The sequence below is a fragment of the Streptomyces sp. SirexAA-E genome (genome assembly GCF_000177195.2).
In the GTDB taxonomy this organism is placed as follows: Bacteria; Actinomycetota; Actinomycetes; order Streptomycetales; family Streptomycetaceae; genus Streptomyces; species Streptomyces flavovirens.
In genome coordinates, this window is record NC_015953.1 from 2,711,830 (window position 1) to 2,736,545 (window position 24,716).

Genomic DNA, 24,716 nt, shown 5'->3' on the forward strand with positions numbered 1-24,716 from the left:
CACTCCGGAACGCGAGATACATGACCGGCACAGACGATGTCCTGCTTGTCCACGGCGGAACCCCGCTGGAGGGCGAGATCCGCGTCCGAGGCGCCAAGAACCTGGTGCCGAAGGCAATGGTCGCCGCGCTGCTCGGCAGCGGGCCCAGCCGGCTCCGCAACGTGCCCGACATCCGTGACGTACGGGTGGTACGCGGGCTGCTGCAGCTGCACGGCGTGACCGTGCGCCCCGGCGACGAGCCGGGCGAACTCATCCTCGACCCGTCGCACGTCGAGAGCGCGAACGTCGCCGACATCGACGCCCACGCGGGCTCGTCGCGCATCCCGATCCTCTTCTGCGGCCCGCTGCTGCACCGGCTGGGCCACGCCTTCATCCCGGGGCTCGGCGGCTGCGACATCGGCGGCCGGCCCATCGACTTCCACTTCGAGGTGCTGCGCCAGTTCGGCGCGACCATCGAGAAGCGGGCCGACGGCCAGTATCTGGAGGCCCCGCAGCGACTGCGCGGCACCAAGATCCGGCTGCCGTACCCGTCGGTGGGCTCGACGGAGCAGGTGCTGCTGACGGCGGTGCTGGCCGAGGGCGTCACCGAGCTGTCCAACGCGGCCGTGGAGCCGGAGATCGAAGACCTCATCTGCGTCCTGCAGAAGATGGGCGCGATGATCTCCATGGACACCGACCGGACCATCCGGATCACGGGTGTCGACCGGCTCGACGGCTACACCCACCGGGCGATCCCGGACCGCCTGGAGGCGGCCTCCTGGGCGTCGGCGGCGCTGGCGACCGAGGGCAACATCTACGTGCGCGGCGCCCAGCAGCGCTCGATGATGACCTTCCTCAACACCTACCGCAAGGTCGGCGGCGCCTTCCAGATCGACGACGAGGGCATCCGCTTCTGGCACCCCGGCGGCGCGCTGAACGCCATCGCGCTGGAGACGGACGTGCACCCGGGCTTCCAGACCGACTGGCAGCAGCCGCTCGTGGTGGCTCTGACCCAGGCGGCGGGACTGTCGATCGTCCACGAGACGGTCTACGAGTCGCGGCTCGGCTTCACCTCGGCGCTCAACCAGATGGGGGCGCACATCCAGCTCTACCGCGAATGCCTCGGAGGGTCCGACTGCCGTTTCGGCCAGCGGAACTTCCTGCACTCCGCGGTCGTGTCCGGGCCCACGAAGCTCCAGGGCGCGGATCTGGTCATCCCGGACCTGCGCGGTGGCTTCTCGTACCTGATCGCCGCCCTGGCGGCCCAGGGGACGTCCCGGGTGCACGGCATCGACCTGATCAACCGCGGCTACGAGAACTTCATGGACAAGCTGGAGAAGCTCGGCGCCAAGGTGGAACTGCCGGGCGGCTCACTCGTCTGACACCACCGGGACGCGCTCCGGCGTACGCACAGTGCTGCCGCACACAGCATCGCGCGCCCCACGCACCACAGTCCGCCGCCCCGGTCCCGCTCAGGGACCGGGGCGGCGGCCGTTTCCACGCGGGGATCCGCGACCGGCCTCGTACGGGGCGGCTGTCCGGGTGACAGGTCCGAACAGGCCCTGAGCCGCTCCGGAGGCCCGTGGGCCGCCCGCAGCGGCCCTGGGACGGCGCGGGCGGCCTTCGGGGCCTCCGGGCCCTCCGCACGGCCCTGAGCGGCGTTCCCGGCCGCGGACATGCCGAAGGGCGGCCGTCCCGGTCGAGGACGGCCGCCCTTCCTGATGCCTTGGGGGCCTTACTTGCCCTTGGCGGCTTCCTTGAGCTTCGAGCCCGCGGAGACCTTCACGCTGTAGCCGGCCGGGATGTTGATCGGGTCGCCGGTCTGCGGGTTACGAGCGGTGCGAGCGGCACGGTGGGTGCGCTCGAAGGTCAGGAAGCCGGGGATGGTGACCTTCTCGTCGCCCTTGGCGACGATCTCGCCGACGGTCTCGGCGAGCGCGGCCAGAACGGCGTCGGCGTCCTTGCGGGTCACCTCGGCACGGTCGGCCAGGGCGGCCACCAGCTCACTGCGGTTCATGTTGTTACTCCCGTGTTCTTCTTGCCTGTGAGGCGTGAGATCGAAGCCGATGCTGCCAGGGCCCTCTGACAGTCCCCGGACCCGGGTCTGATGTCAGACCCTCGCGCCCGAATACGCATCCTGCCCCCACCTGCGGCGCTAACGCCAATCCGGAACCCTTCGATGTCACACGAAAAGCGCCACTGACTGCCCGCGGTGACGTTCCGTCGACTTCATGAAGCGGTCCGCAGCGGATGCCGGGCCTGGGGGCTCGCTGCCCGCCCACCCTAAAGGGGCGTTTAGGACGCCGCGACACGCGACGCGCCGTACGCGGGCCCCGGACGTGAGGTCCGGCACCGTCGCGGAGGCCGTGGAACCGGCCTCCGCGGGCGGTGGGCCGCTACGCGGGGTCGGCCGTGGCCTCGGCCACACCGGCGGCCTTCGCGGCCTCCCGTACGGCCCCGGCGACGGCGCCCGCGACCTTGTCGTTGAAGACCGAGGGAATGATGTAGTTCGCGTTGACCTCGTCCTCGGCGACCACGTCGGCCAGGGCGCGGGCGGCGGCCAGCATCATCTCGGTGTTGACGGTGCGGGACTGGGCGTCCAGCAGACCGCGGAAGACGCCCGGGAAGACCAGGACGTTGTTGATCTGGTTCGGGAAGTCGGAGCGGCCGGTGGCCACAACCGCCGCCGTCTCGCGGGCGATTGCCGGGTCCACCTCGGGGTCCGGGTTGGCGAGCGCGAAGACGATCGCACCGTCCGCCATCGCCGAGACGTCGGAGCCGTCCAGGACGTTGGGGGCGGAGACGCCGATGAAGACGTCGGCACCGACGACGGCCTGCTTGAGGGTGCCCGTGACGCCCTCGGGGTTGGTGTTGTCGGCGATCCAGCGCAGCGGCGAGTCGGGGGCGGCGGAGACCAGGTCCTCGCGGCCCGCGTGCACCACTCCGTGGATGTCGGCGACGACCGCGTGCTTGACGCCCGCGGCGATGAGCAGCTTCAGGATGGCCGTACCGGCGGCACCGGCACCCGACATGACGACGCGTACGTCACCGATGGACTTGCCGACCACCCGCAGGGCGTTGGTCAGCGAGGCCAGGACGACGATCGCGGTGCCGTGCTGGTCGTCGTGGAAGACGGGGATGTCCAGCGCCTCGCGCAGCCGCGCCTCGATCTCGAAGCAGCGGGGGGCCGAGATGTCCTCCAGGTTGATGCCCGCGAAGCCCGGGGCGATCGCCTTGACGATCTCGACGATCGCGTCGGTGTCCTGGGTGTCCAGGCAGATCGGCCAGGCGTCGATGCCGGCGAAACGCTTGAAGAGGGCCGCCTTGCCCTCCATCACGGGCAGCGAGGCCATCGGGCCGATGTTGCCCAGGCCGAGCACCGCCGAGCCGTCGGTGACCACCGCGACGGCGTTGCGCTTGATGGTCAGGCGGCGGGCGTCCTCGGGGTTCTCCGCGATCGCCATGCAGACCCGGGCCACACCCGGGGTGTAGATCATCGAGAGGTCGTCGCGGTTGCGGATGGGGTGCTTGGACGCCATCTCGATCTTGCCGCCGAGGTGCATCAGGAACGTACGGTCGGAGACCTTGCCGAGGACGACGCCCTCGATGTCCCGCAGTCCCTCGACGATCTCGTCCGCGTGCGCGGTGGACGAGGCCGCGATGGTGACGTCGATCCGCAGCTTCTCGTGGCCGGAAGCGGTCACATCGAGGCCGGTGACCGAACCGCCGGAGGACTCCACGGCCGTGGTGAGCTGGGAGACCGCTGTGCCGCTCGCGGGCACCTCCAGCCTGACCGTCATCGAGTACGAGACGCTGGGCGCCGTTGCCATGGCGAGTCCTTCACTTTCTTCGCTTCATTGCCGCGCGCAGATGGGGGAACGCCCCCGAACACGCGTCTCCGATCGTCGCACCTACCGGCCGGTAGCCGGTAATGACTGCCATCTTTCGGAAAGTTTCTTCCACCATACGAGATTTCAGCGGTCCGGCGGAACCCCCACAGGCACCCGGATCCGGCGACGGACCCCGTGAAACGACAACAGACCCGCGCCACCATCAGGTGACGCGGGTCTGTCTTCTACGTTGACGACACCGGCCCGCCATGCTCGCCTCGCGGCAAGTGGTCGCTCGTAGCGACGAAGGTTGGGCCCGGGGGCTTGGATCGAGCCGGTGCCGATACCAGGCTAACAAAGACCCCGGGGATGTGATTCCCGCGCGCCGGACGGATCTCGACGAGCCCGCCGGAAGCGGAGTCCCTCACTCCCTGAGCAGGTCCGGTACGCCGTCCTCGTCCGGCAGGTCCCGCTCCCCCGACACCACGGTCAGCTGCTGCGTCGCACGGGTGAGCGCCACGTACAGCACCCGCAGGCCCGCCGGGGACTCGTCCGCGATCTCCGCCGGGGAGACGACCACCGTGGCGTCGTACTCCAGGCCCTTCGCCTCCAGGCTGCCCAGCGCCACCACCCGCTCGCCGAGCTCATCCAGCCAGCCACGGGCCTCCACCCGGCGGTCCATCGCGACGACCACGCCGACGGTGCCGTCCACCTCGGCGAGCAGCCTGCGCGCCTCCTCGCGGACGGTCTCGGCGAGATCCCCGTCCCGGACCGTCGCGAAGCGCGGCCGTACACCCGTGGAGCGGACCGCCGCCGGGGACTCCATCCCGGGCATCGCCAGCGCCAGCACCTTCGCCGCTAGCTCGGCGATCTCCGCCGGGTTGCGGTAGTTGACGGTGAGGGTGAACCGGCGTCTGGGCCGGCTGCCGAGCGCCTCGTCCCGGGCCGCGGCCGCCTCGTCCGGATCGGACCAGGAGGACTGCGCCGGGTCGCCGACGACCGTCCAGGTCGCGTGCCGGCCCCGGCGGCCGACCATGCGCCACTGCATGGGCGTCAGGTCCTGCGCCTCGTCGACGATGACGTGGGCGTACTCGGTGCGTTCCGCCGCCAGCCGCTCGGCGCGCTCGCGCTGGGTCTCCTCGCGCTGCGGCATCAGCTCCTCCAGCCCCGTGAGCTGGTCGAGCGGGTCCAGCTCGCGCTTCCTCTTCGGGCGGTGCGGAGTGCCCAGCAGCGTGTGCAGCTCGTCCAGGAGCGCCACGTCGTGGACGGAGAGGGCGCCCTTGCCGTCGGCGTCCAGCCGCTTCAGCGACCGGGCGAGCCTGCGCACCTCGCCCTGGTTGAGGATCCGGCGCGCCCACCGGCCCAGGCGGCGCTCGTCGGCCATCGCCGCGAGCACCCGGCGAGGGGTGAGTTCCGGCCACCAGGCATCGAGGAAGGTGAGGAACGGGAGCTCGGTGGAGACGTCCTCGTCGAACGAGGAGCGCAGCTCCGCTGCCAGCTCCGGGTCGGTGTAGCGGCCCCGGCCCGACGACTTGTTCCACAGGGCGTCCAGGAGCAGCTTGCGGGCGCGCGGGCGCAGCAGGTTGACCGGTGCCGTGCCGCCCAGGACGTTGTGGCGGATGCGCTTGAGCTCGTCGGCCTCCAGCTCGACGCGGGCTCCGAAGGCGACCACCCGCAGCCGGTCGGGGGTGCCCCGGTCCTGGGGGGCCTCCTCCGCCTCCCCGAAGGCCAGCTGGCCGCCCTTGGGGGTGTTCCGGGAGGCGGGCTGCTCCAGGGCGCCGCGGGCCGCCTTGCGCAGGACGTGCAGCATCCGCGAGGACCCCTTGATCCTGGCGACGGCGGGCTCGTCGTAGGTGGTCGCCCCTTCGACGCCCGCCGCCTCGTCGGAGAGCGAGCCGACCGCGCGGATCGCGACCTGCCCCTCCTCGCCGAGTGAGGGCAGCACGCCCTCGGTGTAGGCGACCAGCAGCGGTGTCGGCGAGACGACGAGGATGCCGCCCGCGTACCGGCGCCGGTCCTGGTAGAGCAGGTACGCGGCCCTGTGCAGGGCGACGGCGGTCTTGCCGGTCCCGGGGCCTCCGGAGACCTCCGTGACGGACGCGGCGGGGGCGCGGATCACCAGGTCCTGCTCGGCCTGGATCGAGGCGACGATGTCCCGCATGGTGTGGCTGCGGGCCTGGCCCAGCGCGGCCATCAGGGCGCCGTCGCCGATGACGGGCAGCTTCTCGCCGCCCAGGGACGCGGTCAGCTCCGGACGCATCAGGTCGTCCTCGACCCCGAGGACCCTGCGGCCCTTCGAGCGGATGACCCGGCGGCGTACCACCCGGCCCGGGGCCTTCGGCGTCGAGCGGTAGAACGGGGCGGCGGCCGGCGCGCGCCAGTCGATGACCAGGGGCGCGTAGTCGGAGTCCAGTACTCCTATCCGGCCGATGTGAAGCGTCTCCGCGATGTCGGCGGTGCCGTCCTCGCGTACGGCGTCGTCGGCGGGTTCCACGGAGGTGTACGCGCCGTCGGGGCCGCGTTCACCGTCCTTGCCGAGCAGCAGGTCGATCCGCCCGAAGAGGAAGTCCTCGAACTCGCTGTTCAGCCGGTTGAGGTGGATCCCGGCGCGGAAGACCTGGGCGTCCCGTTCCGCGAGGGCGCCGGGGGTGCCCACCTGGGCCCGCCGTCCGGCGTCCCGCATGAGGAACTCCGCCTCGTCGATCTTCTCTTCGAGACGGTGGTAGACCCGGTCCAGATGTTCTTGCTCGACACCGATCTCCCGGTCCCGCAACGAATCGACAGCGGCATCCTGCGCGGCCACCGGGGCCCCTTTCTGACGTGCACTGGGCAGCCGTCAACCGTACGCGAAAGGCGCCCCGGAGCGCACCTGCCACCCGGTGTGCCGGGTTGCGGTTACGCGTCGATCTCCAGGGACGGTCCCGGGTCGTCCTTGAGCCGGCGGCGGTGCCGGGCCACCCGCTCGCGGTTGCCGCAGACGTCGCTGGAGCACCAGCGGCGGCGCCGGCCCCGGGAGGTGTCCAGGTAGAGCCGCCCGCACGTCTCGCCCTCGCAGCGGCGCAGCCCCGACCGGGCCACCGGGTCGGTCAGCAGCTCCACCGCGTCCCGGGCCACCGCCGCCAGCAGCGTCTCGCAGTCGGGGCCCTCGCTCAGCACCCGGACGAGCACCCCGTCCTCCCGGACCGCCCGCAGCCCCGGGGGCGGCCCGGCGGCCAGTGCGTTGAGCCCGGCCAGGGCGCTGTCCGCGGCGCGGCCCGCCGGTTCAGCGGTCGTCAAACGGTCGACGCAGGCGCGCAGGTGCCGGAAGCGGGCCGGCCAGGTCTCGTCCACGGCCGTCAGCGGGGTGCCCCGGGGGACGAGCCCGGTGGCCACCAGCCAGTCGGCGAGGCGGGCCGGGGAGTCCAGTTGCTCGCGGTCGCCGAGGGGGCCCGGCCCCGTCGCCACCAAATCCAGGCAGATCCGGCCGGAGTCGAACCGCCGGCCCTGTGCACCCGTGCCCGCCGCCATGAGCCTGTCACCGCCTTGGGGTCGCCTGTGGATCGTCACGCACAGGAAGCCGAGAGGAACCCGATGGGGGATCCCCCCCTGGAGTGCCCGTACCCGGTCTGCCCCGGAACCCCTCCTGCCGCCCGGGCAGCGCCCGTATCGTGTGCGCGTGACCACCACCGTCCTCACGCTGTCGGCCGGAAAGCTGCTGCTGCGGCCCTGGCGCGCCGACGACCTCCCGGCGCTGCTCACGGCCCACGACGACCCCGCCATGCGCCGCTGGCTGGCCACGCGGTTCTCCGGCGCCGAGGAGGCACGGGCGTGGCTGGAGGCCCAGCGGGAGGGGTGGGCCTCCGGGCGCCGGTTCGGCTTCGCGGTCACCGACCCGGGCACCGAGGGGTCGCTCGTCGGCAACGTCGTGCTGAAGCTGACCGGGCCGGACCCGGAGAGCGCGGAGGCCGGGTACTGGACGACGGCGGCGGCCCGTGGCCGGGGCGTGGCGTCGTTGTCCCTGCGGGCGCTGACCGACTGGGCGTTCACCGCGTCCGCCGTGTTCCCCGGTGACGGACCACGGCGTATCGAGCTGTTCCACCGGGTGGACAACGACGCCTCCTGCCGGGTCGCCGAGAAGTCCGGCTACGCGCTCGCCGAGGTCGTGCCGCCGTGTCCGCCCCTGCATCCGCTGGACGGCCACCGGCACGTACGCCACGCGGGAGCCGTCAGTGCCGCGGGGGGCCGTCGTGCAGGATCCGCTGGAACAGCCGGTGGTCCCGCCACTCCCCGTCGATGTGGAGATAGCGCGGCGCCGTCCCGATGACCTCGAACCCCGACTTCGCCAGCACCCGCTGGGAGGCCGCGTTGTCGACCACCGTGCCGGCCTCGACGCGGTGCAGCCCGAGCCGGTCCCGGGCGTCCTCGCAGACCCGGCCGACGGCGGCCGTCGCGAGGCCCTGGCCGGCCCGGTCGACGTCGATCCAGTAGCCGAGCCGGGCGTTGCGGAACGGCCCCAGTTCGATCGAGGCGAGGGTCATCGCACCCACCACCCGGTCGTCGGCGTCAGCCAGCACCCAGGGCATCGCGCGCCCCGCGTCCCGGTCGGCGAGCAGACCGGTCAGGCGCCGGGCCTGGCCCTGGGGGGTGTAGAAGACCTCGGGGCGTACCGGCTCCCAGCGCTTCATGTAGGCCCGGCTGCGGGTGAGGGCCTCGGCGAAGGACGCGGCGTCGTCGGGCGTCGCGGGACGCAGCTGGACGTCATCGGTCAGAGGATGGTTCAGATCGGTCATCCTCCGACCGTAACGGCCCGTCAGGGGCCGTCGTACCTGGTGTCCGCCGCGGGGTCCAGGGCGAGCCGGTAGCCGCGCTTGACGACGGTCTGGATCAGCTCGGGCGCCCCGAGCACCGTACGCAGCCGGGCCATCGCCGTCTCCACGGCGTGCTCGTCGGTGCCGCTGCCGGGCAGCGCGCGCAGCAGGTCGGCGCGGGAGACCACCCAGCCCGGCCGGCGGGCGAGCGCGTGCAGCAGGGCCATGCCGGCGGGCGGCACCGGGTGCAGCGCCCTGTCGACCAGGACGGCGTGCCCCCGGATCTCGACCAGGTGTCCGGCGACCGGCAGGGCCCGGGCGCGTGCGGGCAGATGGGCGCAGAGCAGTTGGACGAGCGGGCCGAGCCGGAAGCGTTCCGGCTGGACGGTGTCGATGCCCCGGGCCTGGAGGGGCAGCGCGGTGACCGGGCCGACGCAGGCCACGACGACGTCGTGGCCCAGTGCGGACAGCACCTGGGGGAGCATGCCGCGCGACTCCGCCCGGTTCAGGTACGAGGCGGCGGCGGGGGCGCTGGTGAAGGTCAGGGCGTCCAGGCCGCGGGCCACCGTGACGTCCAGCATCCGGTCGAGGGGGGCGATGTCCTGCGGGGGCATCCACCGGTAGACCGGGACGCCGACGACCTCTGCCCCCGCCTCCCGGAGCGCATCGACGAAGCCGGGCAGGGGTTCGCCGTGCAGTTGGAGGGCGATCCGCCGCCCTTCGACGCCCTCGCCCAGCAGCCGGTCCAGGACCTCCGCCATGGACTCCGACCCGGGCGACCACGCCTCGGTGAGCCCGGCGGCCCGGATGGCGCCCTTGACCTTGGGCCCCCGGGCCAGCAGTTCGCCCCCGCGCAGCACCTCCAGCAGCCGGTCGCCGATGCCCCAGCCGTCGGCGGCCTCGACCCAGCCGCGGAACCCGATGGCGGTGGTGGCGATCACCACGTCGGGCACGTCGTCGAGCAGTTCCTCGGTGGCGGCGAGGAGTTCGCTGTCGTCCGCGAGAGGCACGATCCGCAGCGCTGGCGCGTGCAGGACCGCGGCGCCCCGGCGCGTGAGGAGCGTCCCCAGCTCCTCGGCGCGACGGGCTGCGGTCACCCCGACCGTGAAGCCCGCGAGAGGCCCGTGCTGTGCGTCGTCGTCGTGCATGTGCGTGATACCCGGCTCTCGTCCCGCTGGGGGCGTGTGCGCACCGTCCCCATCCCGATGGTGCGGAGGAACGAGCCTGCCAACCCCGCGTGACAGTCTCGGTTCACCCGTATTTCCCGCCTGTTACGTCACCTGACGCCCCATGGACATTTTCACACCCCCCGCGTGGCCGCAGGACGCTCCGGCGGGCCCGCGCCCACCAGGGGTTACGGGACGGCACCGAGCTGCGGCCGCGCGGGCACCGCCGCCACCCCGCGAAGGTATACCGCCCAGGTGAGGCCGGGGCCCGTGAAGAGGACCATCACCGACCACAGCGACCAGACCGAGAACCCGACGTGCTCGGAGAGGACGGAGAACCACAGGTTCCGCCGGGCGGTGCGCTCCCCCGTCCCGCGCCGGAAGGTCTCGTCCTCCGGCTCCTGTGCTCGATCCGGCGACCGGCCGTCACGCGCCTCCACAGGGGTCGGGGCGCTGTCCCGCCGACGCCAGGGAGTTCGCGTTTCCGTGCGGTGCCGCGAGGTGACCGGTGCCCGACCTCGCTCTCACTCGGCGGCCGGGGGCCCGGTGAGCCGGGACACGGTGGGCCCCGGGGCGTGGCGGGAGTACCCGGGGCGTTGTGGGAGCCCCCGGGGGCCGCCGCGCCCCGGGGAGCTCAGACCGCGCTACGGCGTTTGTCGGCCCCGTTGGGCCAGAGCCGCGGCCGGCGCTTGGCGGCCACGTCCTCGACCCAGCCGAACGACAGGATGGCCAGCCCGAGCAGCGGCCAGATCGCGATGAAGATCAGCCCGTTGTACGACTGCTCGATGTACGTGCCGAAGGTGTCGCCGAGCCATGGGACGTTCCACAGCTGGTCGACGATCTGGGCCCCGGCCATCAGCAGGATGTTGTGCCAGAGGTAGATCGTCACGGCCCGGTTGTTGGCCAGGGTGACGAGGGTGTCCCACCCGGCGAGCTTCCCGGGCAGCTTCCGCCAGGAAGGAGCGTAGACGAGCAGGACGGCACAGAAGCCGAGCGACCAGGTGGCCTGCGCCAGCGGGATCTCGTCCAGGTTCCAGCCCTCCTCGGTGAGGTGGCCGGAGGCCCACCACAGGCCGAAGCCCATGACGATCGCGGCCGAGGAGACCGCCAGGTAGCGCGGGACCTCCTTCAGCAGCCCGTCGTTGTGGGCGAAGCCGAGGATCCAGCAGGCGCCGAACACCGCGAAGTCCACCAGGCTCTCGCCGAGCATCCCGGGGACCGTCACCAGGCCCGTGCCGATCACGGCCGTCAGGGCCACGGGGGCGAGCATCGTCACCCAGGGCAGTCGGCGGAACGCCTTGAGCAGCAGCGGCGAGGCGAGCACGAACCAGAGGTAGGCCCGGATGTACCAGAGCGGTCCCACCGCCTGGTCGGCCCAGGTCAGCTCCAGCCATCCACCGGTCGACCCGCTCTCCTCCGGGTACGGCGGGGAGCCGATCGGGAAGAGGTAGCAGCCGAGCTTGAGGAACCACCACAGTCCCTCGTCCCGGACGGGCTTCCAGCTCAGCGCGAACATCATCGGTACGACGACGAGCGAGAACGCCCACATGGGCGGCAGCAGCCTGCGCAGCCGGGAACGGATGACGCTTCCGGCCGGACGGGAGAGCGAGCGGGCCATCAGCGAGCCGGCCAGGGCGAACATCACGCCCATGGACGGGAAGAGGACGGTCAGCCAGGCCCACCCGAAGAGGTGGAAGAAGACGACCCGGACGAGCGCGACGGCCCTGAGCAGGTCGAGGTAGCGGTCACGCCCCGGCCTGGCCGGAGCCTCGGCCTGCTCGGCGGGTTCAGCGGGTACGGCCGACGCGGCGGGGAGCGGCGCCGTGGCCCCCGGGGCGGCGGTCCGTACCTGCCCGGGGAAGGGGTCGGTGCCGGTAGTGCCGGTACCGGTCGCGTACCCGGGGGACGCGTAGGAACCGCCCGCGCCCGGGAAGCCGTTCTGCCCCGGGTAGCCGTTCTGCCCCGGGTAGCCGCTCTCGTGCCCCGGGTAGCCGTTCTCGTACTCCGGGGAGTGGTTCTGCCTCGGGAAGCCCGGGGCGTGCCCCGCGTGCCCGGGGTCCTGCCCCGGGTGAGCGGCGGCTCCCCCGGTCTGCGGCCACGCGGCCGAGGCGTCGTGCTCGTCCCGGTGGGGCTGGTTCGGGTAGGTCATGCGACCGGCCTCCGGTCCGTCTGCTGCGGATCCTTGCGGCGGGACACCGGACGGGCCTGTGCCCCGCCGGGTGCCTCCACGACGCCGGTACGGCGCAGCTTCTGCCAGCGCAGCCGACCACCGGTGAGCGCGGTGATCCACGACTGGAGCAGCACCACGTACATGAGCTGCCGGTAGAGGATCTGCTGGAGCGGCAGGGAGATGAGGTGCGTCATGCGTTCGCGGTCCAGCCGGAAGGCGTACGCGGCGCAGACGGCCTGGATCAGCAGGACGCCGAACCACGCGGTGACGGTCTTGCCCGTCGGGCCGAAGACCAGCCCGTACAGCAGGAAGACGTCGATCAGCGGCGCCAGCAGCGGGGCGACGACCATGAACAGGGAGACGAAGGGCAGTCCGACCCGCCCGAAGCGGCCCGACGGCCCCCGCTCGACGACCGCGCGGCGGTGCTTCCAGATGGCCTGCATCGTGCCGTACGACCACCGGTAGCGCTGCGACCACAGCTGCTGGACGGACTCCGGGGCCTCGGTCCACGCCCGGGCGTTCTCGGCGTAGACGACGCGCCAGCCGTCACGGTGCAGCGCCATGGTGACGTCGGTGTCCTCGGCGAGGGTGTCCTCGCTCATGCCGCCGATCCGGTCCAGCGCGTCCCGGCGGAACGCGCCGACCGCACCGGGGATGGTGGGCATGCAGCCGAGGATGTCGTACATCCTGCGGTCGAGGTTGAAGCCCATCACGTACTCGATGTGCTGCCAGGCGCCGATCAGCGAGTCGCGGTTGCCGACCTTGGCGTTTCCCGCGACCGCGCCGACGCGGTGGTCGCCGAAGGGCTGCACGAGTTCGCGCACGGTGGTCGGTTCGAAGACGGTGTCGCCGTCCATCATCACGACGACGTCGTAACGGGCGTGGGCGATGCCGTTGTTGAGCGCCGCGGGCTTTCCGGCGTTGCGCTGGCGGACCACCCGGACGTTGGGGATCCCCATCGCCTCGACGACGTCGGCCGTCCCGTCCGTGGAGCCGTCGTCGATGACGACGACCTCGATCGGATAGTCGCTGGCGACCAGCGACCGCACGGTCGACTCGATGCACTTGCGCTCGTTGTACGCGGGCACGAGCACCGACACCGGGCGGGTGAACGGCTCGCCCCAGCGGAAGCCCTTGCGGCGTACACGCCGGGCGTGCAGGAAGGAGAGCAGCAGCATCAGCCCGAAGCGGGTGATCACCAGGACGCCGATGACGGCCAGCCCGACCACCAGGACGCTGGTGACGTGCTCCGAGATGTCCACGGCGTAGACGAAGGCCTTGCCCTTCCAGAGCGCGAACCCGGTGGCCGGGGTGTGCGCGCTGGGGGCGCCGAGGGCGGCGGTGAGATTGGTGAACTCGTAACCGCGGTCCTGCATGCGGGGCAGGAACTTGTCCAGGGCGGCCACGGTCTGCGACCGGTCGCCTCCGGAGTCGTGCATCAGGATGACGGCGCCCTTGCCGTGCCGGGGCGTCGCCTGGTCGATGATCGCGCGGACGCCCGGGCGCTTCCAGTCCTCGCTGTCGGTGTCGTTCACGACGGTGAGGTAGCCGCGGCTGCCTATGTACTGCGTGACCGGCCACGACTTGTTGTCCATGGCGTCGGAGAACGAGGAGTACGGCGGCCGGAACAGGGACGTACGGATACCTGCCGCGCCCGCCAGCACCAGCTGGTTCTGGGAGAGTTCCCAGTCGATGCGGCCGGTGGACTGGTACGAGAGGTCCGGGTGGTTGAAGGTGTGCAGCCCGACCTCGTGGCCCTCGTCGACCATGCGCTGCACGAGCGCCGGATAGCGCGAGGCCATCGTGCCGGTGACGAAGAAGACGCCGTGCGCGTCGTACTTCTTCAGCTGGTCCAGGACCTTCGGGGTCCAGACGGGGTCCGGGCCGTCGTCGAAGGTCAGGACTATCTTGTGGTCGGGTATGCGGAGCGTCTTGGCGCGCTCACCGGGCGTTCGCGCGTCGATGACCGGGCCGCCGTCGAGCACCTCGTCGGGTACGTGGCTGGTGGAGGCCGGCGGCTGGACGCGGTGGTCCGCGAGGATCTCGCTGTGTACGTAGCCACGCAGCATCAGCATGGCGAGCAGGGCCACGAGGAGGAGGGACGGGAGCAGGTAGCGCATCGGCAGCCTGCGCCGGGTGGTCCGCTTCTTCTTCCTCGGGTTGTGCCTGCCCCGCGGGGCGGGGGTTGTCATCTACTGAGCGCCTTCATGTGGTTGCACCGACGATTCCGAGGGATCCGCGGTCGGTGGCGGAGTGACCACGACGGGGTCCCCCGGTTCCGTCGACGGTGAGGTGGGGCCGTCCGCGTCCGGCTCGGAGGCCGAGGGGCCGGGGTTCGGGTCCTCGGCGACCTGGCCGCCGGAGGGCGGTACCGAGGTCCTGGGCGCCGAGACGCCGGTGCCGGCCGCGGTTCCCGGCGCCGACACCGAGCCCCCCGTGGACGGTTCCGAGGCGGTGCCGGTGTCCACGGCCGACGTGGAGGAGGTGGGGGCGGCGTCCGCGGAATCGCTCACCGTGCCGGTGCTGACGGACGGCGCGGGGCGCACCTCGACCTCGTCGGCCTGCTTCTCCTCCTGCCCGGATATGGGCAGCCAGGGGGCGCTGGAGTTCCCGCCGAGCACGGCGAGCACCAGCGTCGCCGCGTAGACGGCGCAGATCGTGGCCAGGAACCAGCCCAGCCGCCGGTAGGTCTTGCTGCGACGACCGCTCTCGTCGACGAAGACCGGGCCCTCCGCGGGATCCGGAGGGCTGGGCTGCACCGGCAGGTCGGCGAGCTGCCGGCCGAGTCCGTCCAGTCGGATGGTGGCATCGTTCGGTTCGTGCGTATGCCCGGTGCGAGCACCTTCGCGCCAATTGTCCACAGCTGTATGCACTTCCCCCACTCAATGAACCAGGCGCGTGGGAATGACTGGTTTTATGCCGCGATTCGGGCACCCCCGCCTCGGTTCGCGACTCCCACCACTACGCGCCGGAGACCTGAATGTAGCGCACGCGGGAGGCCGTCAGGCCCGCGTCTCAGGGGTTGTTCTGCAACGGTGACGCATGAGTGATGCATCGGTGTCTGGCAGCCAAGATCCAGATGGCTGCACCATCCACCCTTCCCTGGCAGCGATTTCGTCGACCGCCGCGCACAGGGCGCGCAGGCCGGGATGGTCGGCCCCGCTCCGCCACACCATGAGCAGCGGAGAGAGCGGGACCGGGCGCACCAAGGGACGCACGACCGTTCCGGGCAGTTCCGGAAAGTCGACGACCGTCAGCACAGGGTGACCGTTCTTTTCCATCACCCGTTGGAATTCGGCCACTCCCACGGCGAGCGGCGCGGGCGGGGCGAGCGCGATGTCCCAGGCGTCGAAAAGACGTGCGGCAAGATCGGTCCACTCCAGGGTGCGCGTATTGCCCGCCCCCGCGTAGACGGTTTCTCCGGACAGATCCCCCAGGGCGACGACCTCGCGCGCGGCCAGAGGGTGATCGTTCCGGAGCAGCACGGCCATCGGCTCGTACCGCACCGGGTGTACGGAGAGCTGGGCGAGGACGGCGGGGTCCAGCCCGGCGGCCCGGCCGAAGGAGACGTCGAGCCGTCCGGCGAGCACCTCACCGGCAGCCCACGTCAGCCCGCTCTCGAAGCGGGCCATCAGCTCGCACTCGGGGGCCAGCTGCCGCGCCCTGGCGAGGACCCTGGAGGCCGTCATCCCGTCCGTGTTGAGATCGACGAGCAGCGGCCGGGCGGCAGGATCGGCGAAGGCTGCGGTGAGCGCGGTGTGGGCGTCGAGCACCCGGCGGGCGTACGGCAGCAGCCGCTCCCCGTCGGCGGTGAGCGTCACCTGACGGGTGGTACGGACGAAGAGCGCGCCGCCGAGCTCGCGCTCCAGCCGACGGATGTCCCGGCTGAGCGCCTGCTGCGCGACGTAGAGCCGAGCGGCGGCCCGCGTGAAGTGCAGGTCCTCCGCGACGGCGACGAAGAAGCGCAGGAGCCGGGGGTCGATGTCGCGGACGGTCACCCGCAGAATTTACAACAGGGGTGCGTGAATGAGCGCCGATCAGGTGTTGGACGGTACGGTCCCGCGGCCACCAGGCTTGTCGCGTGCCTCAGGAATCCATAGCCGCCCGTCCCGCGCCCGTCGGCAACCCCTACCTCCGACTGCTCTCCACCCCCGGCGCCCGCGCCTTCACGGCGGGCAACCTCCTTGCCCGGTTGCCCATGGGGATGTTCAGCGTCAGCGCCGTCATCATGATCGCCGGGGCGCACGGCTCGTACGCGCTGGCCGGCGCGGTCACCGCGACCGGCCTCGCCGCGACCGCCGTCGTCGCCCCCTGGACGGCCCGTCTGGTCGACCGGTACGGCCAGGCCAGGATCGCGGTCCCGGCCACCGCGCTCGCCGTACTCGGCTCGCTGGCCCTGGTGCTGTGCGTGCACTTCGACGCACCGGTCTGGACGCTCTTCGTCGCGTATGCCGCCACCGCCACCACCCCGAACACCGGCGGCATGTCCCGCGCCCGCTGGGCCCATCTGCACCGGGGCGATCCGGCGTCCCTGCACACCGCGAACTCCTTCGAGCAGGCCGCGGACGAGCTCTGCTTCATGCTGGGCCCGGTGCTGGCCGCCACCCTGTGCGGGGCGCTCTTCCCCGAGGCGGGGACCGTGACCGGCGCGGTCCTGCTGATGACCGGCATCCTGATCTTCGCCGCGCAGCGGGCGACCGAACCGCCGGTGGCACCCCGCACGACGGCCACCACCTCCCCCTTCCGCAGCCCCGGGATGCCCGCGCTGCTGGCCGTCTTCCTGGCCACCGGGGCCGTCTTCGGTTCGCTGGAGGTCGTCTCCATCGCCCATGCCGGAGGGGCGATCCTGGCCCTCCAGGCCGCCGGTTCCTGTGTGGCGGGATTGGTCTACGGCTCGATGCGCCCCGCCGGGAACGTGAACCGCAGGCTGCTGCTGTGCCTGGCCTCCATGACGGTCCTGATGTCGCTGCCGCTGCTGGCCGCCGCCACGACCGGCTCGCTTCCCGTGCTGGCCGGCTGCCTGCTGCTGGCGGGTGCGGCCACGGCCCCGACCATGGTCAGCGGCATGACCCTGGTCCAGCGCTTCACCCCGCGGGGGCAGCTCAACGAGGGCATGACCCTCGCGGTCACCGCCATGCTGGGCGGTGTGGCCGCGGGCTCGGCGGCCGGTGGCTGGCTGGTGGAGCACGCGGGCGCGGTGACCGGTTACACGGCGCCGCTGTGCGCGGCGGCCCTGGCCCTCGTCACCGCGACGACGGCCCACGCGGTGCGGCGAGCCCCGGCACCGGGCCCGACCCCGCCGCGTACCCCTGAGGAATGAGCCGCCCGCCCGAGTTCCGGGCCGGTAATTCGACTCCGGATCGACCCGGTACGCAACAAGAGGGCGCTCGGAACATCGGACGATGCTCTCTACCGACATTCAGGGCGCATATCCCTGTCGATCCACCGCACATGATCTCCGGTACCCGCATTCAGGTGATTTCCCCGCGGGCCCTGCTGAACGGATGAATTCATTCGTAAGATGCTCGGTGATCGCCAGGCCGATACGTCCGCACATACGCAGCGCATTGTCGGCCCCACGCTCATATCGAAGGAAAATATGTTCTCCATGACGAGGAACGCCCCGCGCACCCTGGCCGCGGCGCTGGCCGCAGCCGCCGCCTTCACCCTGGGCGGTCCGGTCGCCACGGCCTCCGCCATCGACCATGTCACCTGCGACCCCGACGCGGGGTTCCTGAAGATCTGGTCGCACAACAACGGGCGTCAGAGCGTGGACTGCTACGCGAACCGCGGGAAGACCGACTTCGGCGGCTGGTGGGTCGACCAGATCTCCACCGGCAACAACGACGTCAAGTACTACGACGCCAACGGCGACGTCGTGAAGATCGCCCGATGGAGCAACGTCAAGTACAACAACACGCCGAAGGTCAAGGCCATCGAAATTCTGTAGGGCCCGCGCCACGACGCGGAAAAGCCTCCGCCCCGCGAGTGGAACTCGCGGGGCGGAGGCTTACATGGGGTGGTGGAGATGGCGGGAATCGAACCCGCGTCCAACGGTGCGGAACCAGGGCTTCTCCGAGTGCAGTTCGCTGCGCTTTTCTCGGCCCCGGAGGTCACGCGAACAAGCCTCCGACAGGCCCAGTCACTGTTTGATTTCCTTCTAGGCCCCGTGACCGGGCTTAGAAGTTTAGATCCCTAAATGATGCCAGGATCCGGGTCGGGATCACCCCCGGGCTGACACTCCGCAGAGTCTTCGCTTAGCTGCTAATTAGGCAGCGAGGGCGAAGGCGGAGGAATCGCGCTTGGTGTTGGCGATTATTGGTTGCGACATATGGTTTACGAGATCATTGCCGCTTCCTCGACTCGCTTCCCCTGCTTCGACATCCGCTGTCGAAACCGATCATCCCCATGTTGATTTTTCAATACGCGCGCCCTCTGTGGGGTGCACGGCCCATCGTACGTGACCGACGCACGCGGATGCCACTGTATTCCGGCGCCAGCGGGGCGGGGCCCACGCGCCGGACGGCCTCACCCCTGGCGCTGGCGCCGGCGGGCCGCCGCGATCGCGCGGTTCGTCTCCCGCGTGTCCTGCTTCTCGCGCAGCGTCTGGCGCTTGTCGAACTCCTTCTTGCCCTTGGCGAGCGCGATCTCGACCTTGACCCGGCCGTCCTTGAAGTACAGGGCCAGCGGCACGATGGTGTGCCCCGTCTCCTGTGACTTGGACGCCAGCTTGTCGATCTCGGCCCGGTGCAGGAGCAGCTTGCGCTTGCGCTTGGCGGAGTGGTTGGTCCAGGTCCCCTGGACGTACTCGGGGACGTGGATGTTGTGCAGCCACGCCTCGTCGTTGTCGATCTGGACGAAGCCGTCGACGAGCGACGCCCGGCCCATCCGCAGCGACTTGACCTCCGTGCCCATGAGCACGAGGCCGCACTCGTAGGTGTCGAGGATGAGGTAGTCGTGCCGCGCCTTCTTGTTCTGCGCGATCATCTTGCGCCCGGTGTCTTTTTCCTTGGCCATAGTGCGGTCATTTTCGCACTACGACCCACCCCCGAGGCCACTCAATACCGTCTCGGCCCGCTGCTGGGCCTCCGGGCCCGCCCCCACGTCCGGCGTGATGCCGCTGCCCTCGACGCTGCGGCCCGCCGGAGTGCGGTAGTGCCCGACGGTCAGCTCGGCCACGGAACCGCCCGGGAGTTTGCTGGGCATCTGGACGGATCCCTTGCCGAAGGTGCGGGTGCCGACGGTCACGGCCCTCCCCCGGTCCTGGAGGGCGCCCGTCAGCAGTTCGGCGGCGCTCATGGTGCCGCCGTCCACCAGGACCACCACGGGGCGCTCGGTGTCGCCGCCCGGGTCGGCGTAGAGGGCGCGCTGCTCGCCGTGCACGTCGTAGGTCGCGACCAGCCCGCCGTCCAGGAAGGCGGAGGACGCGGTGACCGCCTCGGTGACCAGTCCGCCCGAGTTGGCCCGCAGGTCGAGCAGGATCCCGGCGTCCCCCGGGGCCGCCTCCACGGCGTCGCGGACCTTGCCGCCGGCACCCTTGGTGAAGGCGGCCACCTTGATCAGCACGGCTGCGGACGCATCGTGTCCCAGCCGCCGGACCGTGACCGGTTCGGTGCTGAGCCGGGCCCGCCGCAGCGTCGCCGACCAGGCGTGGTCGCCGCGTCGCAGCCCGAGGACGACCGAGCTGCCCTCGGCCGCCTCCGTGCGGTCACCGCGCAGCAGCGCGACCACCTCGGCGACGGGGCGCTTGTCGACGGCCCGGCCGTCGACCGTCAGGAGCAGATCGCCGGCACGCACCCCCGCCCGGTCCGCGGGCCCGCCGGGGTGGACGGCCGTCACGGTGACCTCGTCCCGGGCCGAGCGGCGCGCGGATACGCCGACCCCGGTGTACGAGCCGTCGAGGGCCTGCTCGAACTCCTCGTACTCCCGCTCGTCGTACACCGCGCCCCAGCGGTCCCCGCTGCGGCTGACGACCTCTTCGGCGGCGGCACTGCCCGACTTCCCGTCCGCCTCGGCGTCGGCCGCCGCGTCCGCGATCTCCTCACGGTCCACCGGCCCGATCGTGGAGGAGACGGCCCGCGCTTCTATCTCCGCACCCTCGGCGTCCTCGCGGGGCAGGGACCCGGTGGCCGCGGCGGTGGCCAGCACGCTCGCGAACACCAAGGTCAGGGCCGCCCCGCGGCAGAGGCCACGGGGTCCGAAACGGTGCGTATGGCCCGGCATGAGCCCGAGTGTAGGACAACGCCCCGTCGGCACACGGCTCGTCGGCCGCATGCCGCACGGGGCGATCGTCACACCTTCAGGTACTTGCGCAACGCGAACAGCGCGGCCACGGCGGGCATCAGAAGCCCGATGGCGAGGACCAGCGGGAGCTTGGTGAGCACCGCCTCCCAGCCGATGAAGTCGATCAGGTTCAGCTTCTCCTGGAGGGCGAGGCCGCCGTCGATCAGGAAGTAGCGGGCGGCCAGCAGGAGTCCGCACGCCAGGACTCCGCCGATCAGGCCGGCGAAGGCGGCCTCCATGATGAACGGCATCTGGATGTAGAAGCCCGAGGCGCCCACGAGCCGCATGATGCCCGTCTCACGTCTCCGGCTGAACGCCGAGACGCGGACGGTGTTCACGATGAGCATGAGCGCGATGACCAGCATCAGTCCCATCAGGAACAGCGCGGCCACGTTCATGCCGTTCATCAGCTCGAAGAGGTTGTCCAGGATGCTGCGTTGGTCCTGGACGGACTGCACCCCGTCACGGCCCGCGAAGGCCGTCGCGACCACCTTGTACTTCGTCGGGTCCTTCAGCTTGACCCGGAACGACTCCTGCATCTGGTCCGGCGTGATGTTGCCGGCCATCGGCGAGTCGCCGAACTGCTCCTGGTAGTGCTTGTACGCCTCGTCGACCGTCTCGAAGAGGACCGGCTTCTGGACGGCCTCCATCTTCTCGAGGTCGGCCTTGATCGCCTTCTTCTGCTCCGCCGTGACGGCGCCCTTGGCGCACTTGGGCACGTCCTTGGCGTCGTTCTTGTTGCAGAGGAAGATCGAGACGTTGACCTTGTCGTACCAGTAGGTCTTCATCGAGCTGACCTGCTCGCGCATCAACAGCGCGCCGCCGAACAGGGCCAGCGAGAGGGCGACGGAGACCACGACCGCGAAGGTCATCGTGAGGTTGCGACGAAGACCGACGCCGATCTCCGACAGGACGAACTGGGCGCGCATGGCGTCCTTTCAGTACTCGAAGCTCGTGCAGGTGCTCAGTGCTGGTAGCCGTAGACGCCACGCGCCTGGTCACGCACGAGACGGCCCTGCTCGAGCTCGATGACGCGCTTGCGCATCTGGTCGACGATGTTCTGGTCGTGGGTCGCCATGATCACGGTGGTGCCGGTCCGGTTGATCCGGTCCAGCAGCTTCATGATGCCCACGGAGGTCTGCGGGTCGAGGTTGCCGGTCGGCTCGTCCGCGATCAGCAGCATGGGGCGGTTGACGAACGCCCGCGCGATCGCGACGCGTTGCTGCTCACCACCGGAGAGTTCGCCGGGCATCCGGTCCTCCTTGCCGCCGAGCCCGACGAGGTCCAGCACCTGCGGCACCGCCTTGCGGATCTCACCGCGCGGCTTGCCGATGACCTCCTGCGCGAAGGCCACGTTCTCGGCGACCGTCTTGTTGGGCAGCAGCCGGAAGTCCTGGAAGACCGTGCCCAGCTGGCGGCGCATCTGCGGCACCTTCCAGTTGGACAGCCGGGCCAGGTCCTTGCCGAGGACGTGGACCATGCCCTGACTGGCCCGCTCCTCACGGAGGATGAGCCGCATGAAGGTGGACTTGCCGGAGCCCGAGGACCCCACCAGGAAGACGAACTCACCCTTCTCGATGTCGAGGGAGACATCCCTGAGAGCGGGGCGGCTCTGCTTCGGGTAGGTCTTGGAGACGTTGTCGAATCGGATCACGGATGCACCACGGTCGGCCGGGAGTAGGTGAGCGTGACCATACGCGAACCGGGCTGGGGCGTGCAGTCGGCGTCCGTCAATGAGGGATTTGTGACGGAACGCGGCAGGGAACGAAACGGGGCGTGACGGACCCGGCTCCGGCGGGCCGCGCCGAATCCCTCCCGAGCTGGCACAGTGGAAGGAGGGGAACGGTTGCGTTTCCCGGAGCGTTGTGCGGAGAGGACGTGAACATGCGGCTCCGCCGCGCGGGAGGAGGAATGCGCATGACCTATGACCGACTGGTGTGCGCGAACTGCGCGGCACCCGTGGCCGAGGGCCGCTGCCGTGTCTGCCGGGCGAGCCGGCAGCGCATGCAGGACCAGGAAGGCCCGTTCGCCGGGCTCAACCCGGCGATGCTGATCGCGCTGATGGTGATCCTGGTTGCGGCGCTGGCCCTGCTGGCGCACCAGGCAGCCTGACCGAGCCCCCGCACCCCGCCAGGCGGCGCCGAGGCGGGCGCCTGCGGGCGCTGTGACGTTCTGCGGGCACCGGAAGGGCCCGGGAGTGGCTTGACGCCTCTCCCGGGCCCTTCTGCGTACGTCTACGGCACTCAGGCAGCCGTACGGTTGCCGCCGGCCAGACGCGGCAGCATACGGAAGCCGATGCCGCCCGCGATCATCGTCGCGGCGCCGACCAGCAGGAACGTGGTCTCGGCCGCACCGGTCTCGGCCAGCTCGTCCTTGCCCTTGCCCTGCTCCACCGGCTGGTTGCCGACGCTGTCGGTGTCGGTGTTGTCGGCGCAGGCCGCACCGTCGAGGTCGACGGTGCAGGTGCTGCCGCCGCCGTTGCCGCCGGTGGTGCCGGTGCCGCCACCGGTGGTGGCGCCGGTGTCGCCACCGGCGCTTCCGCCGGTGTTGCCGCCGCCGTTTCCGCCGGTGGAAGCACCCGGGTCGGACGGTTCGGTCGGCGTGGTCGGGTCGGTGGGCTCACCCGGGTCGGTCGGGTCCGTGGGATCCGTCGGGTCCGTGGGATCCGTCGGGTCCGTGGGATCCGTCGGGTCGGTCGGGTCGGTCGGGTCGGTCGGGTCGGTCGGGTCCGTGGGATCCGTCGGGTCGGTCGGGTCCGTCGGGTCGGTCGGGTCCGTGGGATCCGTCGGGTCCTCGCCCCCCGGGTTCGTCGGGTCCTCGCCGCCCGGGTTCGTCGGGTCCTCGCCGCCCGGGTTGGTCGGGTCACCGCTCGGGTTGGTGTCGTCGTTCCCGAACGACTGGGCACCGATCTCGACCAGGCCGGCGGCCTGCGCGACACCCGTCACCGTCAGCGAGGCACCCGCGGCGATAACCGCGCCAGCGGCAATCCGGGCGACGCGGATGCGCGTCTTCTTCGTCATCTGTTGCTACCCCCAGTAGCTGATCTCGTCAATGGAGCAGCCATATGCGGTCCACGGCCCTGCGGGGTCACTCTCTCCGCGGGGCCACGTCACCGTGTTCATCCCGCCCGCCCCCGTTCACACCTGTCCCAGACATACGCGTGCTGCTCTAGCACCCTGTCCACAGATAAGGACTACGTCAAGGCCGTTCCGTGGCATACGCGCCGCTATGAATGGTTCTTGACGCCTATTCGGCATCACGACTGTGACGCATTCACCACGCGGTCCCCCCAACTCGCCTGCCCACGAGGGAGAAGAACGCGAAGAGCCCGGACAGACAAGCTGTCCGGGCCCGGCGGCCGTACGGGGTACGGCTACTTCTCGTTCTGCTTGCGCCAGCGGATACCGGCCTCGATGAAGCCGTCGATCTCGCCGTTGAACACCGCTTCGGGGTTGCCGATCTCGAACTCCGTGCGCAGGTCCTTGACCATCTGGTACGGGTGCAGGACGTACGAACGCATCTGGTTGCCCCAGGAGTTGCCGCCGTCGCCCTTGAGCGCGTTCATCTTCGCCTGCTCCTCCTGGCGGCGGCGCTCGAGGAGCTTGGCCTGGAGGACGTTCATCGCGGACGCCTTGTTCTGGATCTGCGAGCGCTCGTTCTGGCAGGAGACGACGATGCCGGTCGGCAGGTGGGTCAGACGCACCGCGGAGTCCGTCGTGTTGACGCCCTGGCCACCGGGGCCCGAGGAGCGGTACACGTCCACACGGAGCTCGGACTCGTCGATCTCGATGTGGTCGGTCTGCTCGACCACGGGCAGCACCTCGACGCCCGCGAAGGACGTCTGGCGGCGGCCCTGGTTGTCGAAGGGCGAGATGCGCACCAGCCGGTGGGTGCCCTGCTCGACGGAGAGCGTCCCGTAGGCGTACGGCACCTGCACGGTGAAGGTGGTCGACTTGATGCCGGCCTCCTCCGCGTAGGACGTCTCGTAGATCTCGGTCTTGTAGCCGTGCTGCTCGGCCCAGCGGAGGTACATGCGCTGGAGCTTCTCCGCGAAGTCCGCCGCGTCCACGCCGCCCGCCTCGGCCCGGATGTTGACGACGGCCTCACGGGCGTCGTACTCACCGGACAGGAGGGTGCGGACCTCCATCTCGTCGAGCGCCTTGCGGACGGAGACCAGCTCCGCCTCGGCCTCGGCCAGCGCGTCGGCGTCACCCTCGTCCTCGGCGAGCTCGAAGAGGACCCCGAGGTCGTCGATGCGGCCGCGCAGCGCCTCGGTCTTGCGGACCTCCGCCTGGAGGTGCGAAAGCCTGCTGGTGATCTTCTGGGCCGCCTCCGGGTCGTCCCAGAGGGACGGCGCCGCCGCCTGCTCCTCGAGCGCGGCGATGTCGGCCCTCAGCGCATCAAGGTCCAGGACGGCCTCGATCGACCCCATGGTCGAGGAGAGGGACTTCAGCTCTTCGGAAATATCGACGACTGCCACAGGTCCAGCGTAACGGCTGCA

At 71.0% G+C, this 24,716-nt stretch carries 21 protein-coding genes, 1 other RNA gene and 1 pseudogene; 5 read left to right on the forward strand and 18 right to left on the reverse strand.

The window, feature by feature from the left end; genetic code table 11:
- The first annotated feature begins 20 nt into the window (after nt 1-20).
- Nucleotides 21-1,361: a UDP-N-acetylglucosamine 1-carboxyvinyltransferase gene (murA, locus tag SACTE_RS12010; RefSeq protein WP_014046302.1), complete on the forward strand. Its 1,341-nt coding sequence runs from the start codon at nt 21-23 to the stop codon at nt 1,359-1,361.
- 353 nt (nt 1,362-1,714) lie between these two features.
- Here murA and SACTE_RS12015 read toward each other — a convergent pair whose 3' ends face one another.
- From SACTE_RS12015 to SACTE_RS12030, 4 genes are all read right to left on the reverse strand, one after another.
- Nucleotides 1,715-1,996, reverse strand: a complete 282-nt coding sequence (locus SACTE_RS12015; RefSeq protein ID WP_003968811.1) for an HU family DNA-binding protein — start codon at nt 1,994-1,996, stop codon at nt 1,715-1,717.
- 379 nt (nt 1,997-2,375) lie between these two features.
- The gene (locus SACTE_RS12020; protein WP_014046303.1) at nt 2,376-3,809 is read right to left on the reverse strand and encodes an NAD-dependent malic enzyme; all 1,434 of its coding nucleotides are present in this window, start codon (nt 3,807-3,809) and stop codon (nt 2,376-2,378) included.
- A gap of 424 nt (nt 3,810-4,233) precedes the next feature.
- On the reverse strand, nt 4,234-6,612 hold the full coding sequence (locus tag SACTE_RS12025; RefSeq protein ID WP_014046304.1) for a UvrD-helicase domain-containing protein: 2,379 nt from the start codon (nt 6,610-6,612) through the stop codon (nt 4,234-4,236).
- A 92-nt stretch (nt 6,613-6,704) separates the two neighbouring features.
- The gene (locus SACTE_RS12030; protein WP_014046305.1) at nt 6,705-7,316 is read right to left on the reverse strand and encodes an ABATE domain-containing protein; all 612 of its coding nucleotides are present in this window, start codon (nt 7,314-7,316) and stop codon (nt 6,705-6,707) included.
- A 148-nt stretch (nt 7,317-7,464) separates the two neighbouring features.
- On the opposite strand from SACTE_RS12030, the gene SACTE_RS12035 reads away from it, so the two are divergent.
- Nucleotides 7,465-8,112, forward strand: a complete 648-nt coding sequence (locus tag SACTE_RS12035; RefSeq protein WP_014046306.1) for a GNAT family N-acetyltransferase — start codon at nt 7,465-7,467, stop codon at nt 8,110-8,112.
- Here the strand turns inward: SACTE_RS12035 and SACTE_RS12040 are convergent.
- From SACTE_RS12040 to SACTE_RS12070, 7 genes and pseudogenes are all read right to left on the reverse strand, one after another.
- On the reverse strand, nt 8,015-8,578 hold the full coding sequence (locus SACTE_RS12040) for a GNAT family protein (protein ID WP_014046307.1): 564 nt from the start codon (nt 8,576-8,578) through the stop codon (nt 8,015-8,017). The two genes, SACTE_RS12035 and SACTE_RS12040, sit on opposite strands and share 98 nt — an antisense overlap.
- A 20-nt stretch (nt 8,579-8,598) precedes the next feature.
- On the reverse strand, nt 8,599-9,744 hold the full coding sequence (locus tag SACTE_RS12045) for a uroporphyrinogen-III synthase (protein ID WP_014046308.1): 1,146 nt from the start codon (nt 9,742-9,744) through the stop codon (nt 8,599-8,601).
- Between the two features lie 281 nt (nt 9,745-10,025).
- A pseudogene (locus SACTE_RS34985) lies at nt 10,026-10,204 on the reverse strand (MFS transporter); the annotation flags it as partial.
- Nucleotides 10,205-10,396: 192 nt separating this feature from the next.
- Nucleotides 10,397-11,911 carry an acyltransferase gene (locus tag SACTE_RS12055; protein ID WP_014046310.1) on the reverse strand — a complete coding sequence of 505 codons (1,515 nt, stop codon included), beginning with the start codon at nt 11,909-11,911 and terminating at the stop codon, nt 10,397-10,399.
- Entirely contained in the window at nt 11,908-14,124 is a 2,217-nt protein-coding gene (locus SACTE_RS12060) for a bifunctional polysaccharide deacetylase/glycosyltransferase family 2 protein (RefSeq protein WP_014046311.1), read from the reverse strand. Before SACTE_RS12060 ends, SACTE_RS12055 begins: the two co-directional genes overlap by 4 nt.
- Entirely contained in the window at nt 14,125-14,793 is a 669-nt protein-coding gene (locus SACTE_RS12065) for a hypothetical protein (RefSeq protein WP_019993636.1), read from the reverse strand.
- Between the two features lie 141 nt (nt 14,794-14,934).
- Nucleotides 14,935-15,930 (reverse strand): LysR family transcriptional regulator, encoded by a 996-nt coding sequence (locus tag SACTE_RS12070; RefSeq protein ID WP_014046313.1) that lies wholly within the window; start codon nt 15,928-15,930, stop codon nt 14,935-14,937.
- Nucleotides 15,931-16,013: 83 nt separating this feature from the next.
- Here SACTE_RS12070 and SACTE_RS12075 point away from each other — a divergent pair, with 83 nt between their 5' ends.
- Nucleotides 16,014-17,252, forward strand: a complete 1,239-nt coding sequence (locus SACTE_RS12075; protein WP_014046314.1) for an MFS transporter — start codon at nt 16,014-16,016, stop codon at nt 17,250-17,252.
- 279 nt (nt 17,253-17,531) lie between these two features.
- Nucleotides 17,532-17,882 carry a beta/gamma crystallin domain-containing protein gene (locus tag SACTE_RS12080; protein ID WP_014046315.1) on the forward strand — a complete coding sequence of 117 codons (351 nt, stop codon included), beginning with the start codon at nt 17,532-17,534 and terminating at the stop codon, nt 17,880-17,882.
- A 70-nt stretch (nt 17,883-17,952) separates the two neighbouring features.
- Here SACTE_RS12080 and ssrA read toward each other — a convergent pair.
- The 5 genes from ssrA to ftsE form a co-directional block, all read right to left on the reverse strand.
- Nucleotides 17,953-18,340: a transfer-messenger RNA gene (gene ssrA / locus SACTE_RS32670) on the reverse strand.
- Between the two features lie 120 nt (nt 18,341-18,460).
- Entirely contained in the window at nt 18,461-18,949 is a 489-nt protein-coding gene (smpB, locus tag SACTE_RS12085) for an SsrA-binding protein SmpB (RefSeq protein WP_014046316.1), read from the reverse strand.
- Between the two features lie 18 nt (nt 18,950-18,967).
- Complete coding sequence (locus SACTE_RS12090) at nt 18,968-20,155, reverse strand: S41 family peptidase (RefSeq protein WP_037759323.1); 1,188 nt, start codon at nt 20,153-20,155, stop codon at nt 18,968-18,970.
- A 68-nt stretch (nt 20,156-20,223) separates the two neighbouring features.
- Nucleotides 20,224-21,144 (reverse strand): permease-like cell division protein FtsX, encoded by a 921-nt coding sequence (gene ftsX / locus SACTE_RS12095; RefSeq protein ID WP_014046318.1) that lies wholly within the window; start codon nt 21,142-21,144, stop codon nt 20,224-20,226.
- A gap of 35 nt (nt 21,145-21,179) precedes the next feature.
- Nucleotides 21,180-21,869, reverse strand: a complete 690-nt coding sequence (ftsE, locus tag SACTE_RS12100; RefSeq protein ID WP_014046319.1) for a cell division ATP-binding protein FtsE — start codon at nt 21,867-21,869, stop codon at nt 21,180-21,182.
- 263 nt (nt 21,870-22,132) lie between these two features.
- Between ftsE and SACTE_RS12105 the strand changes: the two genes are divergently transcribed.
- On the forward strand, nt 22,133-22,327 hold the full coding sequence (locus SACTE_RS12105; RefSeq protein ID WP_019993639.1) for a hypothetical protein: 195 nt from the start codon (nt 22,133-22,135) through the stop codon (nt 22,325-22,327).
- 131 nt (nt 22,328-22,458) lie between these two features.
- On the opposite strand, the gene SACTE_RS12110 is transcribed toward SACTE_RS12105, so the two are convergent.
- Nucleotides 22,459-23,235, reverse strand: a complete 777-nt coding sequence (locus SACTE_RS12110; RefSeq protein ID WP_014046321.1) for an LPXTG cell wall anchor domain-containing protein — start codon at nt 23,233-23,235, stop codon at nt 22,459-22,461.
- Between the two features lie 353 nt (nt 23,236-23,588).
- Complete coding sequence (gene prfB, locus SACTE_RS12115; protein ID WP_026359206.1) at nt 23,589-24,695, reverse strand: peptide chain release factor 2; 1,107 nt, start codon at nt 24,693-24,695, stop codon at nt 23,589-23,591.
- Nucleotides 24,696-24,716 lie beyond the last annotated feature (21 nt).

Coding starts and splice junctions, on each gene's coding strand:
- SACTE_RS12040 (WP_014046307.1), bottom strand. CDS start 8,578: ATGACCGATCTGAACCATCCTCTGACCGATGACGTCCAGCTGCGTCCC.
- ftsX (WP_014046318.1), bottom strand. CDS start 21,144: ATGCGCGCCCAGTTCGTCCTGTCGGAGATCGGCGTCGGTCTTCGTCGC.
- SACTE_RS12090 (WP_037759323.1), bottom strand. CDS start 20,155: ATGCCGGGCCATACGCACCGTTTCGGACCCCGTGGCCTCTGCCGCGGG.
- SACTE_RS12105 (WP_019993639.1), top strand. CDS start 22,133: ATGACCTATGACCGACTGGTGTGCGCGAACTGCGCGGCACCCGTGGCC.
- SACTE_RS12030 (WP_014046305.1), bottom strand. CDS start 7,316: ATGGCGGCGGGCACGGGTGCACAGGGCCGGCGGTTCGACTCCGGCCGG.
- SACTE_RS12060 (WP_014046311.1), bottom strand. CDS start 14,124: ATGACAACCCCCGCCCCGCGGGGCAGGCACAACCCGAGGAAGAAGAAG.
- SACTE_RS12015 (WP_003968811.1), bottom strand. CDS start 1,996: ATGAACCGCAGTGAGCTGGTGGCCGCCCTGGCCGACCGTGCCGAGGTG.
- murA (WP_014046302.1), top strand. CDS start 21: ATGACCGGCACAGACGATGTCCTGCTTGTCCACGGCGGAACCCCGCTG.
- SACTE_RS12020 (WP_014046303.1), bottom strand. CDS start 3,809: ATGGCAACGGCGCCCAGCGTCTCGTACTCGATGACGGTCAGGCTGGAG.
- SACTE_RS12110 (WP_014046321.1), bottom strand. CDS start 23,235: ATGACGAAGAAGACGCGCATCCGCGTCGCCCGGATTGCCGCTGGCGCG.
- smpB (WP_014046316.1), bottom strand. CDS start 18,949: ATGGCCAAGGAAAAAGACACCGGGCGCAAGATGATCGCGCAGAACAAG.
- SACTE_RS12080 (WP_014046315.1), top strand. CDS start 17,532: ATGTTCTCCATGACGAGGAACGCCCCGCGCACCCTGGCCGCGGCGCTG.
- SACTE_RS12045 (WP_014046308.1), bottom strand. CDS start 9,744: ATGCACGACGACGACGCACAGCACGGGCCTCTCGCGGGCTTCACGGTC.
- SACTE_RS12055 (WP_014046310.1), bottom strand. CDS start 11,911: ATGACCTACCCGAACCAGCCCCACCGGGACGAGCACGACGCCTCGGCC.